Raw genomic sequence first — 25,510 nt, 5'->3', positions numbered from 1 at the left:
AGCTCCCCAGGGTACCCGCTCGGCGCAGGCCCCCGGAAATCTGCGGCGCTGCCGGGGTCAGCCGCCCGATCCCGGGCCGCCGCCGCCACCGGGACCGCCGCCACCGCCCGGACCACCGCCACCCGGGCCGCCGTTCCCGTCACCGGGATCGGTCGGGTCGCCCGTCGGCGGGTCCGTCGGGTCCGGGTCCTCGGGCTGCTGCCCCGGGTCCGGTCCCTTCGAGACGACGAGCGCGATCGTCGAGCCCGGCGGCACCTCCGCTCCCGCAGAGCCCGCCTTGATGACGATGCCGCGCGGCTCCTCCGAGAACTCCTCGGTGACCGCCCACTTGAGACCGAGGGCCCTGAGCGCTGCCTTGGCGTCGTCGACGGTCCGCCCCTGGAGGTCGGCGGGCACCGTGACGTTCTCCGGCTGCTCCGGCTGCTCCGGCTCGTCCGGCGTCTCCTCCTCCGTCGGCTCCTCGGTCGGCTCCTGCGTCGGGGTCTCCTCGGGCAGCTGCGGCTTCGGCGGCGTGTACGTCGGGAACTCGCCGACGGGCAGGTTCGCCGCCGCGGTCTGCATGTACGACGTCCACGCCTCGACCGGCCACGAACCACCCGTGATCTCGTCGCCGACCCACCTGCCGAACGGCGTGATGTCCTCCTGCTCGCCCTCCGGGCCCGACTGGTACAGGCCGACGACGGTCGCGAGGCCCGGGGTGAACCCGGCGAACCAGGCCGACTTGTTGGCGGTCGACGTACCGGTCTTCCCCGCCGCCGGGCGGCCGATGGCCTGCGCGGGCTTGCCCGAGCCCTCCTCGACGACCTGGGACAGCGCGTACGTCGTGGCCGCCATCACGTCCGCGTCGAACACGGGGGTGCGCTTGTCCGCGCCCGGTGCCTGGTAGACGAGGTTGCCACGGGCGTCGACGACGTTCGCGATGATGTGCGGTGTCGACCGCATCCCCTGCGCCGCGAGGGTCGCGTAGGCGTTCGTGAGCTCGAGCGGCGTGACGGTCGCGTCACCGAGCACGTTCGCGGCGTTGCTGCCGACCTTGCCGTCGGTGATGCCGAGGCGCGTCGCGACGTCCGCCGTCTTCTCCGGCCCGACCTCGATGTTCAGCTCGGCGTAGGCGGTGTTCACCGACTGCGCGGTCGCCTTGACCAGGTCGATGTTCCCCCAGTCGGCGTCTCCGAAGTTGCGGACCTTCCAGTCCCCTCCGTCGTTCGCGCCGGGGAAGGTCTTGGGCGAGTTCCCGTCGAAGCGCTCGTCGAGCGTGTGCCCGTCCTCGAGCGCGGCGACGAGCGTGAAGGGCTTGAACGTCGATCCACCCTGGGCCGCGCCCCTGGTCGCGTTGTTGTACTGGTTCTCCAGGAAGTTCGCGCCACCGTAGAGCGCGCGGATCGAACCGTCGTTCGGGTCGATCGACACGAGCGCGGCGCGCAGGTTCGGGGACACCGGGTTCTCGTCGCCGCGGCTCTCCTGGGGGAGCGTGTCGATCGTCTCCACCGCGGCCTTCTGCATCGCCGGGTCGATCGTCGTCGTGATCTTGTAGCCCTTGCTCGTCAGGTCGTCCTCGGAGATGTCGATGCTCTCGCTCGCGAGCTCCTCCTCGACCATCGCGAGGAGGTAGCCGGTCGGGCCGGCGTACTTGTCCGACTTCACGTACTCGATCGCCATGGGGAACCCGCCGGCGATCGCCTCGTCGTACTGGGCCTTGTCGATGTGGCCGTCCTCGAGCATGTTGTCGAGCGAGCGCTTCCAGCGGTGCTCGGCCTGCTCCGGGTTGTTGGCGGGGTCCCAGTTCGTGGGGCTCGGGATGATGCCCGAGATCATGGCAGCCTGCGACACCGTGAGGTCGGCGGCGTTGACGCCGTAGTACTTCTGCGCGGCCGCCTGGATGCCGTACGCGCCGCGGCCGAAGTAGATGGTGTTGAGGTAGTTGCCGAGGATCTCGGACTTGTCCTGCTGCTGCGTGATCTTCAGCGCGAGGATCGCCTCGCGGGCCTTGCCCGCGTAGTCCGTGACGGTGCTCGTGTAGTACCGCTCGACGTACTGCTGCGTCAGCGTCGAGGCGCCCTGGCGCCCGCCGCCCTTGATGTTGTTGTAGAAGGCGCGCGCGATGCCGCGGACGTCCACGCCCGAGTTCGTCCAGAACGTGCGGTCCTCGGACGCGACGACCGCGTTGCCCACGTAGTCGGGCAGGGTCTCGAAGTCGACGATCTCACGGTTCTCGACGGCGTACGTGCCCATCTCGGTCGTGCCGTCGCCCCAGTAGACCGTCGAGGTCTGCGCGCCGACGCTCGGGAGCTTCGTCGGGACGTCGGTCGTGAACCACGCGGCGACGGCCACGCCCGCCACGAGCGCCACGCCGGTGAGCATGGTCCCGACGACGACGCGCCACGACGGCAGCCAGCGGCGGAAGCCCTTGACGCGCGAGCGCGGGTAGTCGAAGAACCGACGGCGCCCGCGCGGGGCCGTCCGTCCCTTCGTCCTCGTGGATCGCGCCACGGTCTACCTTCCTCTGGGGGGCGTCGGAGAGCGAGGGCCGCGGTCGCGGTGCCCGCTCGCGGCCCGCCGTGGCGACCGCCCTCCCGCGGCGAGATCCCCGCCTCGGGTGCGGGGGCCGCCGTCGGGCACAGGGGTCGGCACACGCCGGACCACCCTGAACAATAGGGCGTCGTCCTGCGCCCACAAGGGCCCACGCCCCCCGTCCGGCGAATCGTGCGCCATTGATTCGCCGCGGCGTCCCGCCCCCTCCGCGGGTCCTTCACATCTGTGGCGCGGCGCGCCGTCGTCCCGCAGGATTGCACGACGCATCGACACGACCTAACCTGTCGATGTATCGACTCGATACATCGAGTCGCATCACGTCACAGCGAGTCCCGCCGGGGCACGCCGAACGAGCGTCGGGGAGGTGGGATCGTGCGCAGCAGGACGCCCGTGCTCGAGACCGCGATCCTCGGCCTCCTCAAGGAGTCGCCCCTGCACGGGTACGAGCTGCGCAAGCGGCTCAACCTCATGCTCGGGTCGTTCCGCGTGCTCTCCTACGGCTCGCTGTACCCCGCCCTCAAGTCGTTGGTGGCCCGCGGGCTCATCACCGGCACCGAGCAGTCGGCCGCGCAGTCGACGCTCGCGCCCGCCCTCTCGGGCAAGCGCGCGCGCATCGTCTACGAGCTGACGGCGGAGGGCAAGGAGCACCTCCAGGGCGTGCTGGCCTCCTCCGGGCCGGCCGCGTGGGAGGACGAGAGCTTCGACGTCCGGTTCGCGTTCTTCGCGCAGACGGACGCCGAGACCCGCATCCGCATCCTCGAGGGCCGGCGCACCCGGCTCACGGAGAGGCTGGAGGCGGTCAGGGAGTCCGCGGCTCGCACCCGCGAGCGGCTCGACGAGTACACGCTCGAGCTGCAACGTCACGGACTCGAGCAGGTCGAGCGCGAGGTGCGCTGGCTCGACGGTCTCATCACCACCGAGCGCGACCGGAGCTCCGGGCACTCCCGGGGCACCACGCGCGCACGGACCAGCAGCACCCCGCATCCTGCGGAACCAACCGAGCAGGAGCCCGACGGCGCGAGGCGTCCCGAGGACCCTGGAACAACGAACACCAAGGAGCGAGGATGACCTCCATCCGCGTCGCCATCGTCGGCGTAGGCAACTGCGCATCGTCCCTCGTCCAGGGCGTGCACTTCTACCGTGACGCCGACCCGAGCAGCACCGTGCCGGGTCTGATGCACGTGCAGTTCGGCGACTACCACGTGTCGAGCCTCGAGTTCGTGGCGGCGTTCGACGTCGACGCGAAGAAGGTCGGCTTCGACCTCTCGGAGGCGATCAACGCCTCGGAGAACAACACGATCAAGATCGCGGACGTCCCGCCGCTCGGCGTGACCGTCCAGCGCGGCCCGACCCTCGACGGCGTCGGCAAGTACTACGCGCAGACGATCGAGGAGTCCGACGCGGAGCCGGTCGACGTCGTCGCCGCGCTGCGCGAGGCGCAGGTCGACGTGCTCGTCTGCTACCTGCCCGTGGGCTCCGAGGAGGCCGCGAAGTTCTACGCGCAGGCCGCGATCGACGCGGGCGTCGCGTTCGTCAACGCCCTCCCCGTCTTCATCGCGTCCGACCCGGAGTGGGCCGCGAAGTTCGAGCAGGCCGGCGTCCCGATCGTCGGCGACGACATCAAGTCGCAGGTCGGCGCGACGATCACGCACCGCGTGCTCGCCAAGCTCTTCGAGGACCGCGGCGTCGTGCTGGACCGCACCTACCAGCTCAACGTCGGCGGCAACATGGACTTCAAGAACATGCTCGAGCGCGAGCGCCTGGAGTCCAAGAAGATCTCCAAGACGCAGGCCGTGACCTCGAACCTCGAGGGCCCGCTCGGCGGCAAGAAGGAGGACCGCAACGTCCACATCGGCCCGTCGGACTACGTCGCGTGGCTCGACGACCGCAAGTGGGCGTACGTGCGCCTCGAGGGCCGCGCGTTCGGCGAGGTCCCGCTGAACCTGGAGTACAAGCTCGAGGTCTGGGACTCCCCCAACTCCGCCGGCATCATCATCGACGCCGTCCGTGCCGCGAAGATCGCGAAGGACCGCGGCGTCGGCGGCCCGATCCTCTCGGCCTCGACGTACTTCATGAAGTCCCCGCCGGTCCAGATGGAGGACACGAAGGGCCGCGCCCAGCTCGAGGCCTTCATCGCCGGTGAGGTCGAGTGCTGACCTGGAGCGACGTGCAGGGTGAGGGCCGAGGAACGAGGCACTCGCCCGAAGCGGAGCGCAAGGGCGGCGCGACCCGGATGGTCGAGTGCTGACCTGAGGTGCTTGCGACGGTCCCGCTGATCCGACCGCCGACCACCGCGGAGAGCCCTGGCGCCCAGACGGGTGCCAGGGCTCTCCCGCGCACAGGGCCTCCCGCCGGACCGGGCCACGAGCCGCCCACCGCCCGAGGTGACGTGCCGCGGGAGGGCGGGGAGGTGCGCCGCGTCGTGGTGGGTCTGGCGGGAGCCGCGAGGGACGAGCGGCGGATGGAAGACGCGGCGCGCCTCCTCGCCCGACCTCCCAGGGCGACCGACCGACGTCGGTCGCCCGACCCCAGGGCGGCGACGGACCGGTACCGGGCGACGGACCGCCGTCGGACACCCCCGCCCGGTGCGGGGGACGACCGCATGTCCGGCCGCACGACGACGAACGTAGGGTGAACGCGTGGGTGTGATCTCCGAGCTGCGGGCGCTGCTGCGCCTGAGCGGCTTCCGCAGGCTGTTCGCGGTCCGGCTCGTGTCGCAGGCCGGCGACGGCATGTTCCAGGTCGGCCTGGCGTCGCTGCTGTTCTTCTCCCCCGAGTCGCAGGGGACGGCCGCGGCGATCGCGGGTGCGTTCGCGGTGATGCTCGCGCCGTTCACGATCGTCGGTCCGTTCGCGGGCGTCTTCCTCGACCGCTGGCAGCGGCGGCAGGTGCTCGCGTGGGGCAACGCGGTGCGGGTGGTGATCACGCTGGGCATGGCGGCGCTCATGCTCACGGGCGGGGTGAGCGCGTGGATCTACGCGCTCGGTCTGGCGGCGCTGTCGGTCAACCGGTTCCTCCTGGCGGGGCTGTCCGCGGGTCTGCCGCGCGTGGTGGACGGCCCGCTGCTCCTCACGGCGAACGCCCTGACGCCGACGCTCGGGGCGGGCGCGGCGTTCGTGGGCGGCGGCGTCGGCGTGGTGCTCGGGCTCGCGTTCGACCCGGGTCGGGTCAAGGACTCGTCCGCGCTGGTGTGCGCGGCGGTGGTGTTCGGCGTGGCGTCGTTGCTCGCGCTGCGGCTGGGGCGCACGCAGCTCGGGCCGGAGCGGCCGGCGGAGTCGGCGATCCGCTCCGAGATCGCCCGGGTCGCGCGCGGTCTGGTCGACGGCGCCCGGTACCTCGTGGCGCGACGCACCCCGGGGCAGGCGCTGCTCGCGATGGCGACGCACCGGTTCCTCTACGGCGTGGTGTTCATCGCGTCGATCCTCATGTCGCGCAACCTCCTCAACCCGGGCGACCAGGACGCGGGCTTCGTGACGTTCGGGCTCGTCGTCGGGCTCACGGGCGTCGGGGGCGCGGGGGCCGCTGTGCTGACGCCTGTCCTGTCGCGCTACACGGGTCCGCAGGCGTGGATCGCGATCATGCTGCTGCTCGCGGCGGCGAGCCAGCTGCTGCTCGTGACGACGCCGGAGCGGGCCGTGGTCTACACGGCGGCGGCGCTGCTGGGCCTGGCGGCGCAGGGCACGAAGATCGCGGTGGACACGATCGTGCAGCGCGACACGGGCGACGCGTTCCGGGGTCGTGCGTTCGCGTTCTACGACGTCCTGTACAACGCGGCCTTCGTCGGCGCGGCGGCGCTCGCCGCGTTCACGCTCCCGGACACGGGCTGGTCGCGGCCGGTGTTCGTCGCCCTCGCGGTCGCGTACGTCGCGACGGCGGCGGTGCTGTGGCTGCGCGGGGCCCGCACCCCGGCGGAGGTCGAGGGGGACGCCGTGCCCGACGCCGCGCCGACCCCGGGCACGACCGTCGCCTGACGCTCCGCCCGGCGTCCGTCGCGCCGGATTCCGCCCGCCGCGGAACCGATGACTTCCACCCGGAAAAGGGGTCGTCAGAGGGGCCGGGAATAACGCAGGATGTCGAGTGGTCGTACAGGGTACGGATCGTCGTGGCCGACGCCGCACGCACCGTCCCCGGGCCCGCCGACTCCTGCGGCCCGTCGACCGAGAACAGACACCGTCGTCGCGTGCAGCGCACGCGACCCCGTGCTGCCCCCGCGCAGCCCACCTTGCCCCCGACCGGGTCCGACACGGGCCCGGGCCGCCACCGACGCGAGCGGAGACCCCGTGACAGCCCCCTCCACCCACGACACCTCGACGCCGGTCGACCGGCTCCCCCGTGCCGACTTCCTCGTCATCGCCCTGCTCCTGGGCTCCGCGTTCGTCGTCATCCTCAACGAGACGACGATGAGCGTCGCGCTCGCGCCGCTCATGGCGGACCTCGGCATCACGGCGAGCACGGGCCAGTGGCTCACGACGGCGTTCATGCTCACCATGGCGGTCGTCATCCCGGCGACCGGCTTCCTGCTGCAGCGCCTCGGGACGCGCGGCGCCTACCTGCTCGCGATGTCGCTGTTCAGCGCGGGCACGCTCCTCGCCGCGGTGTCACCCGGCTTCGCGTGGCTGCTCGTCGGCCGCGTGGTGCAGGCGTCGGGCACGGCGGTCATGATGCCGCTGCTCATGACGACGATCATGACGCTCGTGCCGCCGTCGATCCGCGGCAAGATCATGGGCAACATCTCGATCGTCATGGCGGCCGCCCCGGCCCTCGGCCCGTCGCTGTCGGGGCTCATCCTCAACTCGCTGAGCTGGCGCTGGGTGTTCGGAATCGTGCTGCCGATCGCGCTCGTCGCGCTGCTGCTCGGATTCCTGTACATCCGGGACGTCGCCGACCGTACACACTCCCGCCTGGACCCGTTCTCGCTCGTCCTGGCCGCATTCGCATTCGGCGGCCTCGTGTACGGCCTGTCGAGCATCGGCGAGGCGGCGCGGCACACGCCGGTCGTCCCGCCGGCGGTCCCGATCGCGTTCGGCGCGCTCGCGCTCGGCGCGTTCGTCTGGCGCCAGCTCGTGCTCCAGCGCGAGAACCGGGCGCTGCTCGACCTGCGGGTCTTCACGCAGCGCGGGTTCAGCGTGCCGCTCGGCATCATGGCCGTCGGCATGGTCGCGATGTTCGGCTCGCTGATCCTCCTGCCGCTGTTCCTGCAGGACGCGATGGGTCTGGAGCCGCTCGCGACCGGGCTCATCGTGCTGCCCGGCGGGCTGCTCATGGGTCTGCTCGGCCCGACGGTCGGGCGGCTCTACGACCGCGTGGGCCCGCGCCCGCTCGTCATCCCGGGCGTGAGCGTCGTCGCGGTCGCGCTCGCCGCGTTCACGACGATCCACGCGACGTCTTCGCCGTGGTTCGTCCTGGCGCTCCACGTCACGCTGAGCCTGGGCCTCGCGTTCATGTTCACGCCGCTGTTCACGTCCGCCCTGTCGGCGCTGGCTCCGCACCAGTACTCGCACGGCTCGGCGTCGATCGGCACCGTGCAGCAGCTCGCGGGCGCCGCGGGCACGGCGATGTTCGTCGCCGTCATGACGACGCGCTCCCTCGCGTACGCCGACGCCGGCGCGTCCCCGCGGGTCGCGCTCGCCGAGGGCGTCGGCGACGCGTTCGTGTGGGGCACGGCGGTCATGCTCGTGGCCGTCGGCCTGTCGTTCCTGCTGCGCCGCTCCCCGGCCCAGCCGCACGGCCCGGGCCACGGCCCGGCAGAAGCCACCACCGCGGACGTCCCGGCCGACTCGGCCCCGGTCGAGGCCGCCGTCGCGACCGACGACGCCTGACCCGAGCCCGCCGCATCGCACGGGTGCCGTGATCACCGGATCACGGCACCCGTGCCGTTCCCTGTCCAGGGAACGCCTCGTCGCTCCACGCGCGGGACGCCCCGGGGGACGGGCGGGACGACGGCGAGTCGGGAGCCGACGCGGGACGGGCTCAGGACGCCGACGACTCCGGCTGCTCCCCCCACCACCGCAGCAGGTCCGCTCGCGCCGTCTCCTCGTCGACGGGGCCCCGGTCGAGGCGCAGCTCGAGCAGGTGCTTGTACGCGCGCCCGACGACCGGGCCGGGCCGGATCCCGAGGATCGCCATGATCTGCTGCCCGTCGAGGTCGGGGCGGACGGCGTCGAGCTCCTCCTTGGCCTGGAGGTCGGCGATGCGGCGCTCGAGGTCGTCGTAGGACTCCCGCAGGCGCTGGGCCTTGCGCCGGTTGCGCGTCGTGCAGTCGGCCCGCGTGAGGCGGTGCAGGCGCTCGAGGAGCGGGCCGGCGTCGGTCACGTACCGGCGCACGGCGGAGTCGGTCCACGCGCCGTCGCCGTAGCCGTGGAACCGCAGGTGGAGCTCGACGAGGCGCGCGACGTCCTTGACGACCTGCTTGTCGTACCGCAGCGCCTTGAGCCGCTTGGCGACCATCTTGGCGCCGACGACCTCGTGGTGGTGGAAGCTGACGCCGCCGCCGTCCTCGAACCGGCGCGTCGGCGGCTTGCCGACGTCGTGCAGGAGCGCGGCGAGGCGGAGCACGAGGTCGGGGGCGGGGACCGCACCGTCGGGCCCGGTCTCCTGGGCGATGGCCTGGTCGAGCACGGTGAGGGAGTGCTCGTAGACGTCCTTGTGCCGGTGGTGCTCGTCGATCTCGAGCTTGAGCGCGGGGAGCTCGGGCAGCACGTGGTCGGCGAGGCCGGTGTCGACGAGCACCTCGAGGCCGCGGCGGGGCGACGCCGCGAGCAGGAGCTTGGAGAGCTCGTCGCGCACGCGCTCGGCGGACACGATCTCGATGCGCTCGGTCATGAGGACGAGCGCGGCGAGGGTGCCGCCGTCGACGTCGAACCCGAGCTGGGCGGCGAACCGCGCGGCGCGCATCATGCGCAGGGGGTCGTCGTCGAACGAGCGCTCGGGGGCGATCGGGGTGCGCAGCACGCGCCGGGCGAGGTCGCCGAGCCCGTCGAACGGGTCGACGAACGTCATGTCGGGGACGCGCACGGCCATCGCGTTGACGGTGAAGTCGCGGCGCGACAGGTCGCCCTCGAGCGTGTCGCCGAACGCGACGACGGGCTTGCGCGACGCGGGGTCGTACTCGTCGCTGCGGTACGTCGTGACCTCGACGACGAGCTCGTCGCCCGGCCCGCTGCGGCCGAACCGCTTGGCGCCGATGGTGCCGAACTCCTTGCCGATGTCCCAGTGCGCGTCGCCCCAGCGCGCGAGGATCGCCTCGCTCTCGTCGGGGGACGCGGACGTCGCGAAGTCGAGGTCGTTGCTGGCCCGGCCGAGGAACGCGTCGCGGACGGGTCCGCCGACGAGCGCGAGCTCGTGTCCGGCGGCGCGGAACGCCTCGCCGAGCTCGATCGCCGCGGGCGCCATCTCGGCGAGCACGGCGAGGGCCCGGCGCTGCAGCTCGAGCGCTGCAGGGGTCGGCTGGGGGGACGAAGGGTGGGGCACGGCAACCAAGCCTGCCAGATGCGCCGCCCGTGCCCGGGACGGGCTCCCAGGAGGGGCGTCCCGCACTCGGTAAAGTTGGGACATGTCCACCCCTGCGCGCGCCGACGACCCCCGGAGGGATCCGGTGGGCGGGAGCGGCAGCGGGCCCGGGCACTCCCCGCCGGTGCCGGCCCCGCCGGGCGGTCACGCCCTGCGCATCGACCCGCGCTCCCGACCGGCCCCCGCTCCGGCGCCGCTGCCGGTGGTGGACGAGGTCTCGGCCGGCGGGCTCGTCATCACCGTGCTGGGCGGCGAGCCGTGCGCGGCGGTCATCGCGCGGCGGAACCGCGGCGGTCGTCTCGAGTGGTGCCTGCCGAAGGGGCACCTCGAGGGCGAGGAGACGCCGGAGGAGGCGGCGGTCCGCGAGATCGCGGAGGAGACGGGCATCCGGGGCGCGGTGCAGGAGCCGCTCGGCGTCATCGACTACTGGTTCACCGGCGACGACCGCCGTGTGCACAAGGTCGTCCACCACTTCCTCCTGCGCGCGACGGGCGGCTACCTCACGGTGGAGGGCGACCCGGACGGCGAGGCGGAGGACGTCGCGTGGGTCCCGGTCGTGGATCTCCCGGACCGGCTCGCGTACCCCAACGAGCGGCGGATCGCGGCCGTCGCGCACAGCGTGCTCGAGGGCCGGCGGACGCGGTTCCACGGGGTGGTCGAGAGTAGGGTGACCCGGACGATCGTCCGCTCGCCCGGCCGTCCGCACGACGGCCGCGGCGGCCCGGCCCCGCCCGCCCCACGGAGCTCGACCGACCACTCATGACGCCCTCCCCCAGCAGCGGCGCGCGCCCTCGCGGCGCCGCGCCGGTCCCGCTCCTCGCCCCGCCCGCGCGACTCCTCGCCGTCCTGGTCGTGCTGCTGGTCGTGGTGGGAGGCGCGGTCCTCGGCGGCGTCGCGGCGGCGCCGGCCACGGCCGCCGTCCCACGTGCCGCGGAGGAGGCGGACGACGCGGTGACGGTCGAGGTGACCTCGCTGCAGCCGACCCGCCTCTCCCCGGGCGACACCCTGACCCTGGCGGCGCGCGTCACCAACGGGACGGCCGAGACGCTCGCGGCGCCCGCCGTCGCGCTCGGCATCGACGGGCGCGCGCTCGCGACCCGCTCGGCGCTCGAGAGCTGGGCGACGACGGGGGTCGACGGGCGCGTGGGCATCGGTGTCACGAGCGAGGACCTGGGCGGGCCGCTCGCCCCCGGCGCGAGCGCCGACGTCACGCTCTCCGTGCCGGTCGCGGAGCTCAACCTCAACGCGGGGAGCTCGTGGGGCCCGCGCGGCGTGTCCGTCACGGTGTCCGACGCCGGCGCGCGGCTCGCGGTCCAGCGCACGTTCGTCCTGTGGGCGCCGTCGGGCGACGTGACGCCCGTCCGGCTCAGCGTGGTCGCGGCGATGACGGGCCCGCCCGTCGACCCCGACCCGACGGCGTACGACGACGCGCTCGCCGCGGCGACCGGCGCCGAGGGCCGGCTCGGGCGCCTGCTCGCGGCGACCGCGGAGGCGACCGAGGTCGGGTGGGTCGCGGACCCCGCGCTGCTCGCCGCCGCGGCGGGCTCCGAGGACCCCGCGGTGACCGCGTGGGCCGACGACGTCCGGGCCGCCTCCGCGGGGCGCTCGACGTTCGCCCTGCGCGCCTACGACCCCGACGTCTCCGCGTTCGCGCACGCCGGCCTGCCCCTGCCCGAGGGGACGCCGCTCCCGGCGCCGCCGTCGGACCCCGCGTCCACGGACGCCGAGGACGGGTCCACGACAGGCTCCGGGGACGGCTCGGGCGACGAGGGCGGTGGCGACTCGGCGGGCGGGTCCGGCGAGGAGTCGGACGACGCGTCCGCGGGGGACGCGGGCAGCGGGGACGCGGACGCCGGGACGGACGGGTCCGCGACGGGCACGGGCGACACCACGGGCTCCGCGGTTCCCGGCGACCTGACGGCCGGGTGGCGCACCGACCTCGCCTGGCCCGGCGACGCGGTGCCGGACCTCGCGACGACGACCCTCGCCGCGGCGTCGGGCGCGACCTCGACGATCGTCGGCCCGGGCGGGCTCGTCCCCGACGAGTCGCTGACCTACACCCCCTCGGGCGTCGCGCAGGTGGCCACCGACGCGGGGCCGGTCACGGCGCTCGTCGCCGACCCGGTGCTCACGGCGCTGCTCTCGGCCGGCGACGGCTCGGGCGTGAGCGCGACGCAGCGCGTCCTCGCCGAGACCGCGGTGATCGCGCGCGAGCGCCCCGCCGAGCAGCGCCACGTCCTCGTCGCGCTGCCGCGCACGTGGGACCCCGAGCCCTCCCTCTTCACCGCGCGCCTCGACGCGCTGCGGTCGGCCCCCTGGGTCGACCTCGCCCCGGTCGACGACCTCCTCGCCTCCGTACCGCCCGACGTCGTGCGGACGCCCCTGCCGCGGGACGTGCCGGGCGCGGGCGAGATCACCGAGGCGCAGCTGCGCGCGCTCGACCGCTCGCGGGCGGACCTGGCGGCGTTCGCGACGGTCGTGGCCGACCCGGCGACGGTCACGAGCCCGCTCGAGCCCGGTTTCGTCACACCCACGGCGGTCGCGTTCCGCGCGGCCGAGCCCTTGCGCGTGCTCGCCGTCCAGCACGCCGAGCAGCGGTCGGGCGCGGTCCGGCAGAGCCTGTCGGTGCAGACGCGCGCGCCGTTCCTCTTCGTCGCGGAGCAGGAGGACCTCCCGGTCCGCGTGCGCAGCACCCTCGAGCAGGACGCGACCGTGCAGGTCGTGCTGCGCCCCGACGACCCCCGGCTGCGAGCGCCCGAGCGGCGGACCGTGACCATCCCCGCGGCGACGCGCGACGACGACGGCGACCTCGTGGCCACGGAGACGAGCGTCGGCGTCCCGGTCGAGGGGTTCGGGAGCGGGAACGTCACCGTCGAGGTCGAGCTCGTGAGCGCGGCGCAGCCGCAGGTGCGCGTCGCGGAGCCGCAGGAGTTCGTGGTGCGCGTCCGCGCCGACTGGGAGTCCGTGGGGACGGTCGTGGTGGCCGTGCTCCTCGGGATCGCCCTCGTCGCCGGGATCTGGCGCACCGTGCGGCGCGGGCGGTCGCCGCGCCGTCTGGCAGGTGCCACGGTGGACCAGCCCGCCGCGCCCGGGCAGGGTGGGACGTCGGCCACGCCCGGAGAGGCCGGCACGCCCGGGCAGGCTGCCGCGACGTCGCCCGAGCCCGGGCCGATGGCGACGGCCACCGCCCCCGACGGGCCCGCGCGTCGCGACGAGGGGCGCGCGGAGTGAGCCCGGACCAGCCGCGGCACGTGCGTCCCACCGGCGCGGGGCGCGGGCCCCGACCCGGGACCGCGCGCGACACGACCGTGCCCGCCGGTGCCTTCCCGGGCGACCCGGCCGCCCCCGGGACCCCCGACGAGACCGCGGAGGCGGGCGCGACCGACGCCCCGGCGCCGCGCAAGGGCGGGCTGGGCCGGTCGTCCGCGCTCATGGCGTCCGGCACGTTCGTCTCGCGCGGCCTCGGCCTCGTCCGCAACGTCCTGCTCGTCGCGGCGATCGGGACGACCGGCCTGGTCGCCGACGCGTTCGACGTCGCGAACAAGATCCCCAACGTCCTCTTCGCGATCCTCGCGGGCGGCGTCCTCAACGCGGTGCTCGTGCCGCAGATCGTCCGCGCGTACCGCGCCCACAACACGCAGGAGCGGCTCGACAAGCTGCTCACGCTGTCCGGCGTCATCCTCCTCGCGCTCTCGGCGCTGCTCACGGCGGGGTCGAGCATCCTCGTCGCGCTGTACACCGGGCCGGGATGGACGGGACCGCAGACGTCGCTGGCCGTCGCGTTCGCGTTCTGGTGCACGCCGCAGCTGTTCTTCTACGGGCTCTACACGCTGCTCGGGCAGGTGCTCAACGCGCGCGGGCAGTTCGGGCCGTTCATGTGGGCGCCGGTCCTCAACAACGTCGTGTCGATCGTCGGGTTCGGCGCGTTCATCGCGCTCTACGGCCCGGCGGCGGTGGGGAACGTCGACGACCTCACGCAGTGGGACGCCACGAAGATCACCCTCCTCGCCGGGACCGCGACGCTCGGCGTCGCCGCGCAGGCGCTCATCCTCGTCCTGCCGCTCTGGCGGGCCGGGTTCCGCTGGCACGTACGGTTCGGCCTGCGCGGCATCGGCCTGCGCTCCGCGGGCCAGGTCGCCCTGTGGACGTTCGCCGCCGTGCTGCTCGAGCAGGTCGGCGTCCTGTTCACCACGCGCTTCGCGAGCGAGGCGCCGCGCGCCGCGCTCGCCCGCACGTTCGGCCCCTACCGGGACGACCCCGGGACGCTCGGCGCCGTCACGGGCCTCGTCATCGGCGCGCCCGACGCGTTCTCGGGCTCCCTGGCCGTCGCCGGCAACGCGGCGTACACGCAGGCGCTCATGATCTACCTGCTGCCGCACTCCCTCGTCACCGTGTCGATCGCGACCGCGCTCTTCACCGGCATGAGCGCTGCGGCCCACGCGGGCGACCTCGCCCGGGTGCGCCACGACCTCTCGCGCGGCGTGCGGACCGTCGGCGTGTTCACGGTGTTCGCGACGGCGGTGCTCGTGGTCCTCGCGCTGCCCGTCACCAAGCTGCTCGTCCCGTCGGTGGACGCCGCGTCGGGCGAGGCCGTGTCCATGGTGCTGCGCGCCATGGCGCTCGGCCTCGTGCCGCTGGGCGGCATGGTGCTCATGAAGTGGGTCTACTACGCGTTCGAGGACGGCAGGACCGTCTTCTGGATCCAGGTCCCGGGCACGATCGTGCTCGTCGGCGTGTCGTGGCTCGCGACGCAGGTCCTCACGCCCCCCTTCTGGGTCGTGGGCATCGGCCTCGCGATGAGCCTGTCCAACGTCGTGGCCGTCGCCCTGCGGACCGTCGGCCTGCGCCGGACGCTCCAGGGGCTCGACGGCGCCCGCATCCTGCGCCTGCACGTCAAGGCCGTGCTCGCGGCCGCGGTGAGCGCGGTCGCCGGGTGGGGCGTGCTCCGTGCGTTCGTGGTCGTGACGGGCGACGCCGCCGACGGCATCTACGGGCTCTCCTGGTGGGAGTCGGTCGTGCTCGTGGGCGTCGCCGGCGTCGTCATGACCCTCGTGTACGCGGGCGGCCTCAAGCTCATGCGCGTGCGCGAGCTCGACCAGCTCGCCGGCCCGGTCGTACGCCGCGTCCGGCGACTCGTGCGCCGGTGAGCCCTCCCACGGGCCGCGCGGCGGCGCCCGGAGCAGATCGGGTGATACGAGGGCAATCAGGGCCCGCGTACCATGGTGTGTCGACCACGAGTCCCACGGAGGAGGTCCGGTGAACGGCGTGGCCCCAGGAACACTGCTCGTCGCGCGGTACCGGCTCGACGAGCAGCTCGCGTCAGACCTGTCCGACGTGACCGCGTGGTCGGCGCACGACCAGATCCTCGACCGGCCCGTCCGGGTCTCGCTCGTCAGCGGCGCCCACGTCGCCGAGGCGCTGGACTCCGCACGGCGCGCCGCGCTCGTCGTCGACCCGCGCCTCACGCGCGTCCTCGACGTCGGGTCGGAGGACGACGTCGCCTACGTCGTGACCGAGCGGTACACGGGCATCACGCTGAGCGAGGTCGTCGCGGGCGGCATCGTGGACCCGCAGCAGGCGCGCGCGATCGTCGGCGAGGCCGCCGCCGCCCTGGAGGTCGCCCGCCGCCGCGGGGTGCACCACCTGGCGCTGCGGCCCGACGCCATCCGGGTCGACGGGAGCCGCGTCCTCGTCACGGGCCTCGGGCTCGACGCGGGCGTGGCCGGGCACGACCAGCACGACGCCGACCGCACGTCGCGCGCCGACGCCGTCGGGCTCGTCGCGCTCCTCTACTACGCCATGACGGCCCGCTGGCCCGGGCCCTCGCTCGACGTCCCGTGGATCGCGCAGGACGCCATCCACCCGCTCCCCGCGCAGCGCGCCGGGGACGACGTGCTCCCGCTCTCGGCCGTGCGCCCCGACGTCCCTGCGGAGCTCGACGCGCTCTGCACCGCGACGTTCTCGGGCGCGCGAGGCACCGCGGGCGAGTGGACCGCAGCCGCACCGGGCGACGGCCCGGCGTCGCCCGCCGACGTCGTCGCGGCCGTCGAGCCGTGGGGCGAGGTCTCCGTCGTCGCCGCGCTCCCCGCGTTCGTCCAGCCCGCCGCGGCCGGCGTGAGCCGCCAGTCCGTGCGCAGCGCGTTCGACGGCGCGACGAGCGCCCCTCCCGGGACGCCGCCGCCCGCCCCGCCCGTCCGCCGTCCCACGACCGGACGCATCCACCGCGTGGGCGCGGTCCCCGGCTCGGCGGGGCCTGCGGCCTACACCGGCGCGACCCAGGCGGTCCCTCCGCCCGCGGCCTACACCGGCGCGACCCAGGCGGTCCCGCCGCCCGCGGTCCCGCCGCCGACGCCCGTCGCCGCACCGGGCGGCCACGCCGTGCCCCCGCCCCCGACGGGGTACGACGCCGGGACCGCGCCGCTCGCCTACGCGACGGGCGAGCCGACCCCGGCCGAAGCCCCGCAGGCGTGGAGCGAACCCGCTCCCCGGCGTCGCGGTCCGCGACGCTTCAACGCCACGCCGATCGTCCTCCTGCTCGTCCTCGGCCTCGTGGTGTGGGGCGTCGTGTGGGCCGTCAACACCGCGTTCGACGGGTTCGGCCCCGCCCTGCAGGCGGGCGAGGAGCAGACCGGTGAGGAACCGGGCGAGCCGTCCGCGGGCGAGGGCGGCGAAGGAACCGACGCCGGGCAGGAGGCTCCCCCCGTGACGGAGGTCCGGCCCGTCATCGCGTCCGGGCAGGCGCTCGACCCCGAGGGCGACGCCGGCGGCAACAACGACGGCGAGCACCCCGAGCTCGCCCCGCTCGCCTACGACCAGCAGCCCGACACGACCTGGATCTCGCGCCGGTACAACGCCGCGAACTTCGCCGGCCTGCGCACCGGCATCGGGTTCGCGGTCACGCTCGAGGAGAAGGCACCCGTCTCCACCGTCGTGCTCGACACCGCCGTGACCGGCGGGAACGTCGAGATCCGCGCGACGAGCCCCGACGCCCCGACCGACGGCGAGGTGCTCGCGTCCGGGCCCCTCGCGCCGGGCGTCGAGTTCTCGTTCGACCAGCCCGTCGAGGCGGAGTCCATCGTGCTGTGGTTCACCGAGCTGCCCCAGAACCCGTCCGGCGAGTACCGCGCGGAGATCAACGAGATCCTCGTCTCCTGAGCCCGGTCCCGGGTCGCGCGGGGTCTGATTCCGGGTCTGATTCCGGGTCTGAGTCTGGGTCCGGTCTGAGTCTGGACCCGGGTCCGGGTCCGGGTCCGGGTCCACGTCCGAGCTCCCGGTCTGGTCCGGGTCTGGGTCTCTGACGGGCTCTCCGTGTGCGGGTTCGCGTCGCGAGCGGGCCCGGACACGCTGAGCCACGCGTCGTCGTGCCGCGGAGTGGCGCGTGCGGGTGGTCGGCAGACGCCGTCGCTCGAGAAAGACGCCCGCCGTGGGACTCGGCGAGAAAGACGCCCGCCGTGGGACTCGGCGAGAAAGACGCCCGCCGTGGGACTCGGCGAGAATGACGCCCGCCGTGGGACTCGGCGAGGAGTGCGTCCGTCTCGGAGCTCACGGCGAGCCCGGCGAGGTCGGCACCGTCACGGGAGCCCACGGCGGGGAGCCGGCGGGAAGCGCCGTCTCGCGAGCCCTGACGTGTGAGCCGTTGCAGAAGCCCGACCGGGGGACCCGACGAGCACGCGGGACGGACTGGCCCGTCGCACCCGGTGGACGACGTACACGCCGGCCGCCCGGTGCCCGTAGCGTGACCGACACCCGTACCGTGGAACAGAAGCCGCCCCGGCGGCGTTCACACTCTCGCGTGGTCGGCCGCCACGCACCGAGCATCGAGGAGCAGCACGTGACCGAGCAGTCAGCCGTTCAGAACCTGATCGTCGTCGGGTCCGGTCCCGCGGGATACACCGCGGCGATCTACGCGGCGCGCGCGGGCCTGGCCCCGCTCGTGCTCGCGGGCTCCGTGACCGCCGGTGGCGCGCTCATGAACACGACCGAGGTCGAGAACTTCCCGGGCTTCCCTGACGGGATCATGGGTCCGGACCTCATGGAGAACATGCGCAAGCAGGCCGAGCGGTTCGGCGCGCGCATCGAGTGGGACGACGCCACGCTGCTCGACCTCGAGGGGCCCGTCAAGACGGTCGTCACCGGCAACGGGGAGACGTACCGGGCGCGCGCGATCATCCTCGCGACCGGATCCGCCTACCGTGAGCTCGGCCTCGACGACGAGAAGCGCCTGTCCGGCCGCGGCGTCTCGTGGTGCGCCACGTGCGACGGCTTCTTCTTCCGCGACCAGCACATCGCCGTCGTGGGCGGCGGCGACTCCGCGATGGAGGAGGCCACATTCCTCACGCGCTTCGCGGACAAGGTCACGCTGGTCCACCGTCGTGACGAGCTGCGCGCGTCGAAGATCATGGCCGACCGCGCGCTCAACGACCCGAAGATCGAGTTCGCGTGGAACAGCGAGGTCGCCGGAATCCGCGGCGAGAACAAGGTCGAGTCCCTGATGCTGCGCGACACCGTGACGGGTGAGGAGCGCGAGCTCGCCGCGACCGGCCTCTTCGTCGCGATCGGCCACGAGCCGCGCACCGAGCTCGTCAAGGGGCAGATCGACCTGGACGACGAGGGCTACATCCAGGTGGTCGGCCGTTCCACGGCGACCAACATCGAGGGCGTGTTCGCCTGCGGTGACGCGGTCGACCACACCTACCGCCAGGCCATCACCGCGGCCGGCTCCGGCTGCGCCGCCGCGCTCGACGCGCAGCGCTTCCTCACAGAGCTCGCCGACGCCGCCGGCCTGGAGGACCTCGCGGGTACCCCGCAGACCCCGAACCCGGACGAGCTGCCCGAGGCGCTCGCCGAGATCCAGGCCTGATCCACCGCCCGCGACGCCGCCGGGCTCCGCCCGCGCGCCGCTGGCGTCCGTCCCAGCCACATCTTCCAGGAGGTCACCATGCCGACCGTTCCGGTCACCGACGCCACCTTCCGCAGCGAGGTCCTCGAGTCTGACGTCCCCGTCCTCGTCGACTTCTGGGCCACGTGGTGCGGCCCGTGCCGCCAGGTCGCTCCCATCCTCGAGGAGCTCGCCGAGGAGTACGGCGACAAGATCAAGATCGCCAAGCTCGACACCGACGCCAACCCCGAGACCACGGGCGCCTACGGGATCGTGTCGATCCCCACGCTCAACGTCTACGTCGGCGGGGAGCTCCAGAAGTCGATCATCGGCGCTCGCCCCAAGCGTGCGCTGACGGAGGAGATCGACACGGTCCTGGCCACGACCGCCTGACCCGAGACCGCGCGTCGAGACACTCTCGCCCCCGTCGCGGGGGGCGCACCGCCGGAGGGCGGGCCACGGACGCCGTGGTCCGCCCTCCGGCGTCTTCACGGGATCCCCCGATCCCCCGTGCGACACTGGGAATCGTGACTGGTCCGACGACTCCCCCGCAGCAGCCCGCCCCCGGCGGCACCCGCCTCGACCCGTGGTTCGGTGCCTACGCAGAGCGAGCGCACGGGATGCGAGCGTCGGAGATCCGCGCGCTCTTCGCCGTCGCGAACCGTCCCGAGGTCGTGTCCCTGGCCGGCGGCATGCCGTACCTGGAGGGACTCCCCCTCGACCAGATCGCCGACACCATGCAGCGTCTCGTCGCGACGCGCGGTGCTACCGCGCTGCAGTACGGGTCCGGGCAGGGCGACGAGACGCTGCGAGAGCGGATCCTCGACGTCGTCCGTCTTGAGGGCATCGACTGCCACCCCGACGACGTGGTCGTGACCACCGGCTCCCAGCAGGCCCTCGACCTCGTGACGCGCATCTTCATCGATCCCGGCGACGTCGTCGTCGCCGAGGCTCCCAGCTACGTCGGAGCGCTCGGAGTCTTCCGCTCGTACCAGGCGGACGTCGTCCACGTGCCCCTCGACGAGCACGGCCTCGTCCCCGACGCGCTCGAGGAGACGCTCTCCCGCCTCGCCGCCGAGGGTCGGCGCGTCAAGCTTCTGTACACCGTGCCGAACTTCCACAACCCGGCCGGCGTCACGCTCACCGCGGAGCGCCGCCCGCGCGTCCTCGAGATCGCCCAGCGGTACGGCGTGCTCGTCATCGAGGACAACCCCTACGGCCTCCTCGGCTTCGACGGCCAGACGCTCCCCGCGCTGCGGTCGCTCGACGAGGACGGCGTGCTCTACCTCGGGTCATTCTCCAAGACGTTCGCGCCCGGGTATCGGGTCGGGTGGGTCGTCGCGCCCCACGCGGTGCGCGAGAAGCTCGTGCTGGCCAGCGAGTCCGCGATCCTGTGTCCCTCGAACGCGTCGCAGCTCGCCATCGCGTCGTACCTCGACACGTGCGACTGGAAGGGCCAGATCAAGCAGTTCCGCGAGCTCTACCGCGAGCGACGCGACGCGATGGTCGGGGCGCTCTCCGAGCACCTGCCGTCCGCGCGCTGGACCGTCCCGGACGGCGGCTTCTACACCTGGGTGCAGCTCCCCGAAGGGCTCGACGCGCGGTCCATGCTCCCCCGTGCCGTCACCGCGCGCGTCGCGTACGTCCCGGGCACCGCGTTCTACGCGGACGGCACCGGGTCGAGCCACGTGCGTCTCTCCTACTGCTTCCCGACCCCCGAGCGCATCCGCGAGGGCGTCCGCCGCCTGGCGGGTGTCGTGAACGCCGAGCAGGAGCTCGTCGAGATCTTCGGCACCAACGCCGAGCTCGACCCCGACGTCACCGACGTCGAGAACCCCTCGCCGAACCTGGCCTGAAGCACCCATCACGACGCCGGCTGGCACCCCACCGGGACGCGCCGGCACCGAACAGGAGTCCGTCAACAGTGGACACGACCACGGGTACCCCGACCACGGCGGCGACCGACGACGAGGGCGCCGAGATCTCTGCCCCCGACGCCGCACAGCGCGCTGACCAGCACCTTCACCTCCTCCGGCCCGACGACGACGTGCCGCCCGGCGGCCACGTCACCATCCTCGCGGGCGGGCTCTCGCACGAGCGGGACGTGTCGCTCCGGTCCGGGCGCCGCGTCGCGGAGAGCCTGCGGGCAGCCGGTCTCGAGGTCACGGTCCACGACGTCGACGCCGACCTGCTGCCCTTCCTCGACGCGAACCGTCCCGACGTCGTGTGGCCGCTCCTCCACGGCGCGAGCGGCGAGGACGGGTCGATCAGGGACGTGCTCGAGCTCGTCGGCGTCCCCTACGTCGGCACGGGACCGCGCGAGAGCCGTGCCGCGTGGAGCAAGCCCGTCGCCAAGAGCGTCGTGCTCGGCGCCGGCCTGTGCACCCCCGAGTACGTGACCCTCCCCCAGAGCCTGTTCCGCGAGCTCGGGGCACAGCCCGTGCTCGACGCCGTCGTCGCCCGCCTGGGCCTCCCTCTCGTCGTCAAGCCCACGCACGGCGGGTCGGCGCTCGGAGTCACGCTCGTCGAGCGCGCCGACCAGCTCCCTCGGGCGATGGTCGACTGCTTCGCCTACGGGGAGGTCGCGCTCATCGAGCGTGCCGTCCGCGGCGTCGAGCTCGCGGTGAGCGTCGTGGACCTCGGCCACGGTCCTGAGGCCCTCCCCCCGGTCGAGATCGTCACGAGCGGACCCTACGACTTCGACGCCCGGTACAACCCGGGCCGGACCGAGTACTTCGCCCCCGCGCGGCTCGACGAGGACGTGCTCTCGATCGTCCGCGCGGTCGCCGTCCGCGCACACGAGGCGCTCGGCCTTCGTGACCTCTCGCGCACCGACGTCATCCTCGATCCCGACGGCGTCGTGCAGTTCCTCGAGGTGAATGTCGCCCCGGGAATGACGGAGACATCCCTCCTCCCCCAGGCGGCCCGCGCCGCTGGTCTCGACCTCGGCCGCCTCTACCGGTCGATCGTCAACGCGCACGTGCGCCACTGACCGCGGTCTCGGCGACGCGCGGCGATCCACTTCGGTTCGGAACGTGTTCCCATCCCCGGTGTCAGGTACCCCACGTTCGTGACCGACACCGTCGCGACGACGGACACTCGATCTACCAGGACGACATCGCCCCTGCCTCCCACGTTTCACGTGAAACCTGACCCGCGCCAAACGCCCAGAGACCTCGGTGCGCCTCGCGGTGTCGAGGCAGCGCCGTGCAAGCACATGATTGAAGCTCGGTTTCGAGCCACCACGGTTGCCACGGCAGACGCGCACGTTTCACGTGAAACGGGTTGGCCCCGCCCGGCGCGGTTCCACGTGAAACACGGCCTCGGCCCGACCAGCACCCCCGCGACGAGCGCGAGAGCACCGCGGAGCGCACGGGTGTCTCCCCTGGAGGGGCCCTCTCACTGTGTTCACGCCGGGGCGGTCGACCTCTGGCTACTGGGCCCACGAGATCCCGGGCTTCTGTCGGGGCGCACACGGCGGCGGGGCTCTGTGTGTTTCACGTGAAACCTCCCGGCCGAGTTCTGTGCCCTTGCCCGACGGCACCACTCTTCCGTCCAGAGGTTTCGTGCCCCTGCTGCTGTCCTTCGCTCAGGCCCGAGACCTGCGTTCGGACCCGGCGGTCTCACGCTGTCCAGGCGTCGATCCCGCCCCGTGACCCATCTCGGCCTCGGTCCCGCGGCGGCTCGAGAGTGCGTGCCGAGGCGGGACCTTTGGGTCGAGCTGTTCCGCGCCATGGGCCGCGTCCCATCGCGCCCGGCTAGCCACACGAGGCCCCAATCCTGGAGGGGGCCCGCTCGAACCCGAGCGCCGTGTCGGGCGCCGCATCTCAGGCCGCTCCGTGCTCGCTCTGCGCACCTGAGGGAACGTCTTCCGCCCACCAAGGTCGCGCCGGACAAGACAGCTGCGGCCGGATCCAGCGCCATCGCGCACGGATCCGGCCGCATGCCGGTGCTCGACCGCCGACCACGGCGGGTGGGGTCTCAGTGCCGCAGGAGACCGGGGTCGTCGGGTGCCATCACGTCCAGGATCCGGTTGAGATCCTCAACGGACGCGAATTCCACGGTGAGGCGGCCCTTCTTGGCTCCGAGATCGACCTTGACGCGGGTCTCGAAGCGATCGGACAGTCGGTGCGCCAGCTCGTCGATCGCCGCCGAGCGCTGCCCGGCTCGCGGAGCCCGAGGCGCACGTCGCTGACCGTCGAGCCCGCCCATCGCGACGATCTCCTCCGTCGCTCGTACGGACAGCCCCTCGGCGACGATCCGCTGCGCGAGGCGCTCGATCTCCGCCCCGTCGGTGAGACCGAGCAGCGCTCGGGCATGCCCCGCCGAGAGCACTCCAGCGGCGACTCGCCGCTGGACGAGCGGAGGGAGTCGCAAGAGACGCAAGGTGTTGGAGATCTGCGGGCGGCTCCGGGAGATCCGATCGGCGAGCTCCTCGTGCGTGCATCCGAAGTCGTCGAGAAGCTGGCGGTACGCTGCGGCTTCCTCCAGCGGGTTGAGCGCGCTGCGGTGGAGGTTCTCCAGCAGTGCGTCGCGCAGGAGGTCGGCGTCGCCCGTCTCGCGGATGATTGCGGGGATCACATCGAGTCCCGCGGCCTGCGTCGCGCGCCAGCGCCGCTCCCCCATGATGAGCTCGTACGACCCATCCTCTCCCGCGACAGGACGCACGACGACCGGCTGCAGCACGCCGATCTCGCGAATCGACCCGATCAGCTCGTCCAGCTCGCCCTCGTCGAAGACGGTCCGCGGTTGACGCGGATTCGGGCGGATCGAACCCGTCGGAATCTCGGCGAAACGTGCGCCCGGGACGGGGACCAGATCGTCACCAGCGCCGCCCGCCCACTCCTCCGTCGCGTGTGCTGCCGCGGGGTCGCCGGCGGCGGGTGCCAGGGCGTCGTCGCTCGGTCCTGCCTCGTTCGGCGCGCTGGCCGCGGTTTCACGTGAAACATCCGTACCGGGAGCGTCGCGCTCCGGCGCGGTACCTTCGGGCTCGCTCGTCGAGGGTTCGGAGTCGACGGAAGGCGCCTCGTTCGCTCCCTCCGCGGCACCCGTACCGCTACTCACCGCGTCCAGCTCCGCCAGGTCCGACTCCGAGAGCGCGGTGAGAACGTCGACGTCGGACGGGCCGGACGGCGCATCGGCGACCAGCGTCACGACGGGCGTGACATCAGCGCTCGAAGGGTGCGCGTCTGCCGGCAAATCGGCGAGGTCGGCTCGAGTGTCGGCTTCGTCGCGCGGCGACTCCTCAGCCGGAGCGCTCGGAAAGAAGACGTCCACCGGACGCTTTCCCTCAGAACTGGTGGGAATGAGGGCACCGAGCCCACGTCCCAGCCCTCGACGCTTCTCGCTCATCGCTGCTCCTCCTGGCGCATGCCGGGACCACCGATGGTGCCGGCGAACTCGTGATCGGTACGTGCGGACGGCGCTGGCTCGTCTGCTGGCGACATCGGCGCGGCGCCGTCGGAGTGGTGGTTCTCGAGCCCGCGGTCCTCCGCGCGGTTCTCCGCACGCTGTGTCAGCTCGCGAGCCGCCTCAAGGTAGGCGAGCGCACCCGTCGACCCGGGGTCGTACGTCATGACCGTCTGGCCGTGGCTGGGCGCCTCCGAGATGCGCACCGAGCGTGGCACCGTGGTGCGCAACGTCTGGTCAGGGAAGTGCTCGCGCACTTCCGCAGCGACCTGCTGTGCCAGGTTCGTCCGGCCGTCGTACATGGTGAGGAGGATCGTCGAGACGTGCAGCCCCGGGTTGAGGTGCGACTTGATGAGCTCGATGGTCTTGAGGAGTTGGCTGAGGCCCTCGAGCGCGTAGTACTCGCACTGGATCGGGATCAGCACCTCGCGGCCGACCACGAAAGCGTTCACGGTGAGCAGGCCGAGGCTCGGAGGGCAGTCCACGAGGACGTAGTCGATCGGCTCAAGACCTTCACGCGCGCGCTCCGCCAGATACTCGTCTAACGCACGACGAAGCCGTGTTTCACGTGAAACAAGCGAGACGAGCTCGATCTCGGCGCCAGACAAGTCGATCGTCGCGGGGACGCACCAGAGCGTGGGGATGTCCGGACACTGCTGCACCGCGCTGGAGAGAGGGTCGCCGTCCACGAGGACTTCGTAGATCGACGGCGTCCCCGCTCGGTGCTCCACGCCGAGGGCCGTCGACGCGTTGCCCTGAGGATCGTTGTCGATCACGAGGACATTGAGACCTGCCTGGGCGAGTCCGGCGGCAAGGTTGACTGTCGTCGTGGTCTTTCCGACGCCGCCCTTCTGGTTGGCGACGGTGATGACTCGCGTGGACACAGGTCGGGGGAATCGTCGGCCCTGCAGATCGATGCGGCGACGGGCGTCCTCCGCGAGCTGGGCGGCCAGTGGCGTCGTCTCGTCAGTGGCCGGGAGGCTCGCCATCAGAGCTGCTCGGCGGTCGTCGTCCGTCTTCACCCCAGACATGTCTCCCCCGTCCAGCGAGATCGGCTGTGGGGTCGCCAGATCCTGACGTCCCTCCGGCTCGACAGGCCGTTCCGTCACGCGTCTCATCCTCTCGGTCGTCGCGTCCCCAGCATGCGTCGAAGCGTGCGCCGCACAGCGGAGGTCGAGAACT

The 25,510-nt window shown here is 73.1% G+C and carries 15 protein-coding genes and 1 pseudogene; 12 read left to right on the top strand and 4 right to left on the bottom strand.

From position 1 onward, the window contains the following. Nucleotides 1-57 precede the first annotated feature (57 nt). A complete protein-coding gene (locus GJV82_RS05250; RefSeq protein WP_155098469.1) occupies nucleotides 58-2,490 on the bottom strand; it encodes a transglycosylase domain-containing protein in 2,433 nt (810 codons plus the stop codon). A gap of 414 nt (nucleotides 2,491-2,904) precedes the next feature. Here GJV82_RS05250 and GJV82_RS05245 point away from each other — a divergent pair, with 414 nt between their 5' ends. From GJV82_RS05245 to GJV82_RS05230, 4 genes are all read left to right on the top strand, one after another. Further along, nucleotides 2,905-3,600, top strand: coding sequence for a PadR family transcriptional regulator (locus GJV82_RS05245; RefSeq protein ID WP_318657302.1), 696 nt, complete (start codon nucleotides 2,905-2,907; stop codon nucleotides 3,598-3,600). Continuing rightward, nucleotides 3,597-4,688 carry an inositol-3-phosphate synthase gene (locus GJV82_RS05240; protein WP_155098468.1) on the top strand — a complete coding sequence of 364 codons (1,092 nt, stop codon included), beginning with the start codon at nucleotides 3,597-3,599 and terminating at the stop codon, nucleotides 4,686-4,688. Before GJV82_RS05245 ends, GJV82_RS05240 begins: the two co-directional genes overlap by 4 nt. 483 nt (nucleotides 4,689-5,171) lie before the next feature. Further along, nucleotides 5,172-6,503 carry an MFS transporter gene (locus tag GJV82_RS05235; RefSeq protein WP_024842229.1) on the top strand — a complete coding sequence of 444 codons (1,332 nt, stop codon included), beginning with the start codon at nucleotides 5,172-5,174 and terminating at the stop codon, nucleotides 6,501-6,503. A gap of 309 nt (nucleotides 6,504-6,812) precedes the next feature. Next, nucleotides 6,813-8,351 (top strand): MDR family MFS transporter, encoded by a 1,539-nt coding sequence (locus tag GJV82_RS05230; protein WP_024842230.1) that lies wholly within the window; start codon nucleotides 6,813-6,815, stop codon nucleotides 8,349-8,351. A 151-nt stretch (nucleotides 8,352-8,502) separates the two neighbouring features. Here GJV82_RS05230 and GJV82_RS05225 read toward each other — a convergent pair whose 3' ends face one another. After that, nucleotides 8,503-10,086, bottom strand: coding sequence for a CCA tRNA nucleotidyltransferase (locus tag GJV82_RS05225; protein ID WP_115943435.1), 1,584 nt, complete (start codon nucleotides 10,084-10,086; stop codon nucleotides 8,503-8,505). On the opposite strand from GJV82_RS05225, the pseudogene GJV82_RS05220 reads away from it, so the two are divergent. The 8 genes and pseudogenes from GJV82_RS05220 to GJV82_RS05185 all read left to right on the top strand — a co-directional run. Further along, nucleotides 10,085-10,672: pseudogene (locus tag GJV82_RS05220) on the top strand (NUDIX hydrolase); the annotation flags it as partial. The gene GJV82_RS05225 and the pseudogene GJV82_RS05220 sit on opposite strands and share 2 nt — an antisense overlap. 128 nt (nucleotides 10,673-10,800) lie before the next feature. Continuing rightward, nucleotides 10,801-13,272 (top strand): DUF6049 family protein, encoded by a 2,472-nt coding sequence (locus tag GJV82_RS05215; protein WP_155098467.1) that lies wholly within the window; start codon nucleotides 10,801-10,803, stop codon nucleotides 13,270-13,272. After that, complete coding sequence (gene murJ, locus GJV82_RS05210) at nucleotides 13,269-15,188, top strand: murein biosynthesis integral membrane protein MurJ (RefSeq protein ID WP_318657300.1); 1,920 nt, start codon at nucleotides 13,269-13,271, stop codon at nucleotides 15,186-15,188. Before GJV82_RS05215 ends, murJ begins: the two co-directional genes overlap by 4 nt. Nucleotides 15,189-15,297: 109 nt before the next feature. Next, complete coding sequence (locus tag GJV82_RS05205; RefSeq protein WP_318657299.1) at nucleotides 15,298-17,196, top strand: protein kinase family protein; 1,899 nt, start codon at nucleotides 15,298-15,300, stop codon at nucleotides 17,194-17,196. A 676-nt stretch (nucleotides 17,197-17,872) separates the two neighbouring features. Further along, nucleotides 17,873-18,901: a thioredoxin-disulfide reductase gene (gene trxB, locus GJV82_RS05200; RefSeq protein ID WP_115943437.1), complete on the top strand. Its 1,029-nt coding sequence runs from the start codon at nucleotides 17,873-17,875 to the stop codon at nucleotides 18,899-18,901. Nucleotides 18,902-18,979: 78 nt separating this feature from the next. Next, on the top strand, nucleotides 18,980-19,312 hold the full coding sequence (gene trxA / locus GJV82_RS05195; protein ID WP_024841569.1) for a thioredoxin: 333 nt from the start codon (nucleotides 18,980-18,982) through the stop codon (nucleotides 19,310-19,312). Nucleotides 19,313-19,446: 134 nt separating this feature from the next. Further along, on the top strand, nucleotides 19,447-20,775 hold the full coding sequence (locus tag GJV82_RS05190) for an aminotransferase-like domain-containing protein (RefSeq protein WP_318657298.1): 1,329 nt from the start codon (nucleotides 19,447-19,449) through the stop codon (nucleotides 20,773-20,775). Between the two features lie 191 nt (nucleotides 20,776-20,966). Continuing rightward, nucleotides 20,967-21,911 carry a D-alanine--D-alanine ligase family protein gene (locus GJV82_RS05185; RefSeq protein WP_115943438.1) on the top strand — a complete coding sequence of 315 codons (945 nt, stop codon included), beginning with the start codon at nucleotides 20,967-20,969 and terminating at the stop codon, nucleotides 21,909-21,911. 989 nt (nucleotides 21,912-22,900) lie between these two features. On the opposite strand, the gene GJV82_RS05180 is transcribed toward GJV82_RS05185, so the two are convergent. Together GJV82_RS05180 and GJV82_RS05175 are read right to left on the bottom strand one after the other, a co-directional pair. Continuing rightward, entirely contained in the window at nucleotides 22,901-24,271 is a 1,371-nt protein-coding gene (locus tag GJV82_RS05180; protein ID WP_024841572.1) for a ParB/RepB/Spo0J family partition protein, read from the bottom strand. After that, nucleotides 24,268-25,437, bottom strand: coding sequence for a ParA family protein (locus tag GJV82_RS05175; RefSeq protein ID WP_455550360.1), 1,170 nt, complete (start codon nucleotides 25,435-25,437; stop codon nucleotides 24,268-24,270). The genes GJV82_RS05180 and GJV82_RS05175 overlap by 4 nt, the downstream gene beginning before the upstream one ends. Between the last annotated feature and the right edge of the window lie 73 nt (nucleotides 25,438-25,510).

Origin of the sequence: Cellulosimicrobium composti (assembly GCF_009711085.1) — a bacterium.
In the GTDB taxonomy this organism is placed as follows: Bacteria; Actinomycetota; Actinomycetes; order Actinomycetales; family Cellulomonadaceae; genus Cellulosimicrobium; species Cellulosimicrobium composti.
The sequence above is the reverse complement of the archived record's forward strand: the minus strand, read 5'-3'. Positions and strand labels throughout refer to the sequence as shown.

Excerpts from the sequence above, each read along its gene's own strand:
- trxA (WP_024841569.1), top strand. The coding sequence starts at position 18,980 with ATGCCGACCGTTCCGGTCACCGACGCCACCTTCCGCAGCGAGGTCCTC.
- GJV82_RS05240 (WP_155098468.1), top strand. The coding sequence starts at position 3,597 with ATGACCTCCATCCGCGTCGCCATCGTCGGCGTAGGCAACTGCGCATCG.
- GJV82_RS05180 (WP_024841572.1), bottom strand. The coding sequence starts at position 24,271 with ATGAGCGAGAAGCGTCGAGGGCTGGGACGTGGGCTCGGTGCCCTCATT.
- GJV82_RS05225 (WP_115943435.1), bottom strand. The coding sequence starts at position 10,086 with ATGTCCCAACTTTACCGAGTGCGGGACGCCCCTCCTGGGAGCCCGTCC.
- GJV82_RS05215 (WP_155098467.1), top strand. The coding sequence starts at position 10,801 with ATGACGCCCTCCCCCAGCAGCGGCGCGCGCCCTCGCGGCGCCGCGCCG.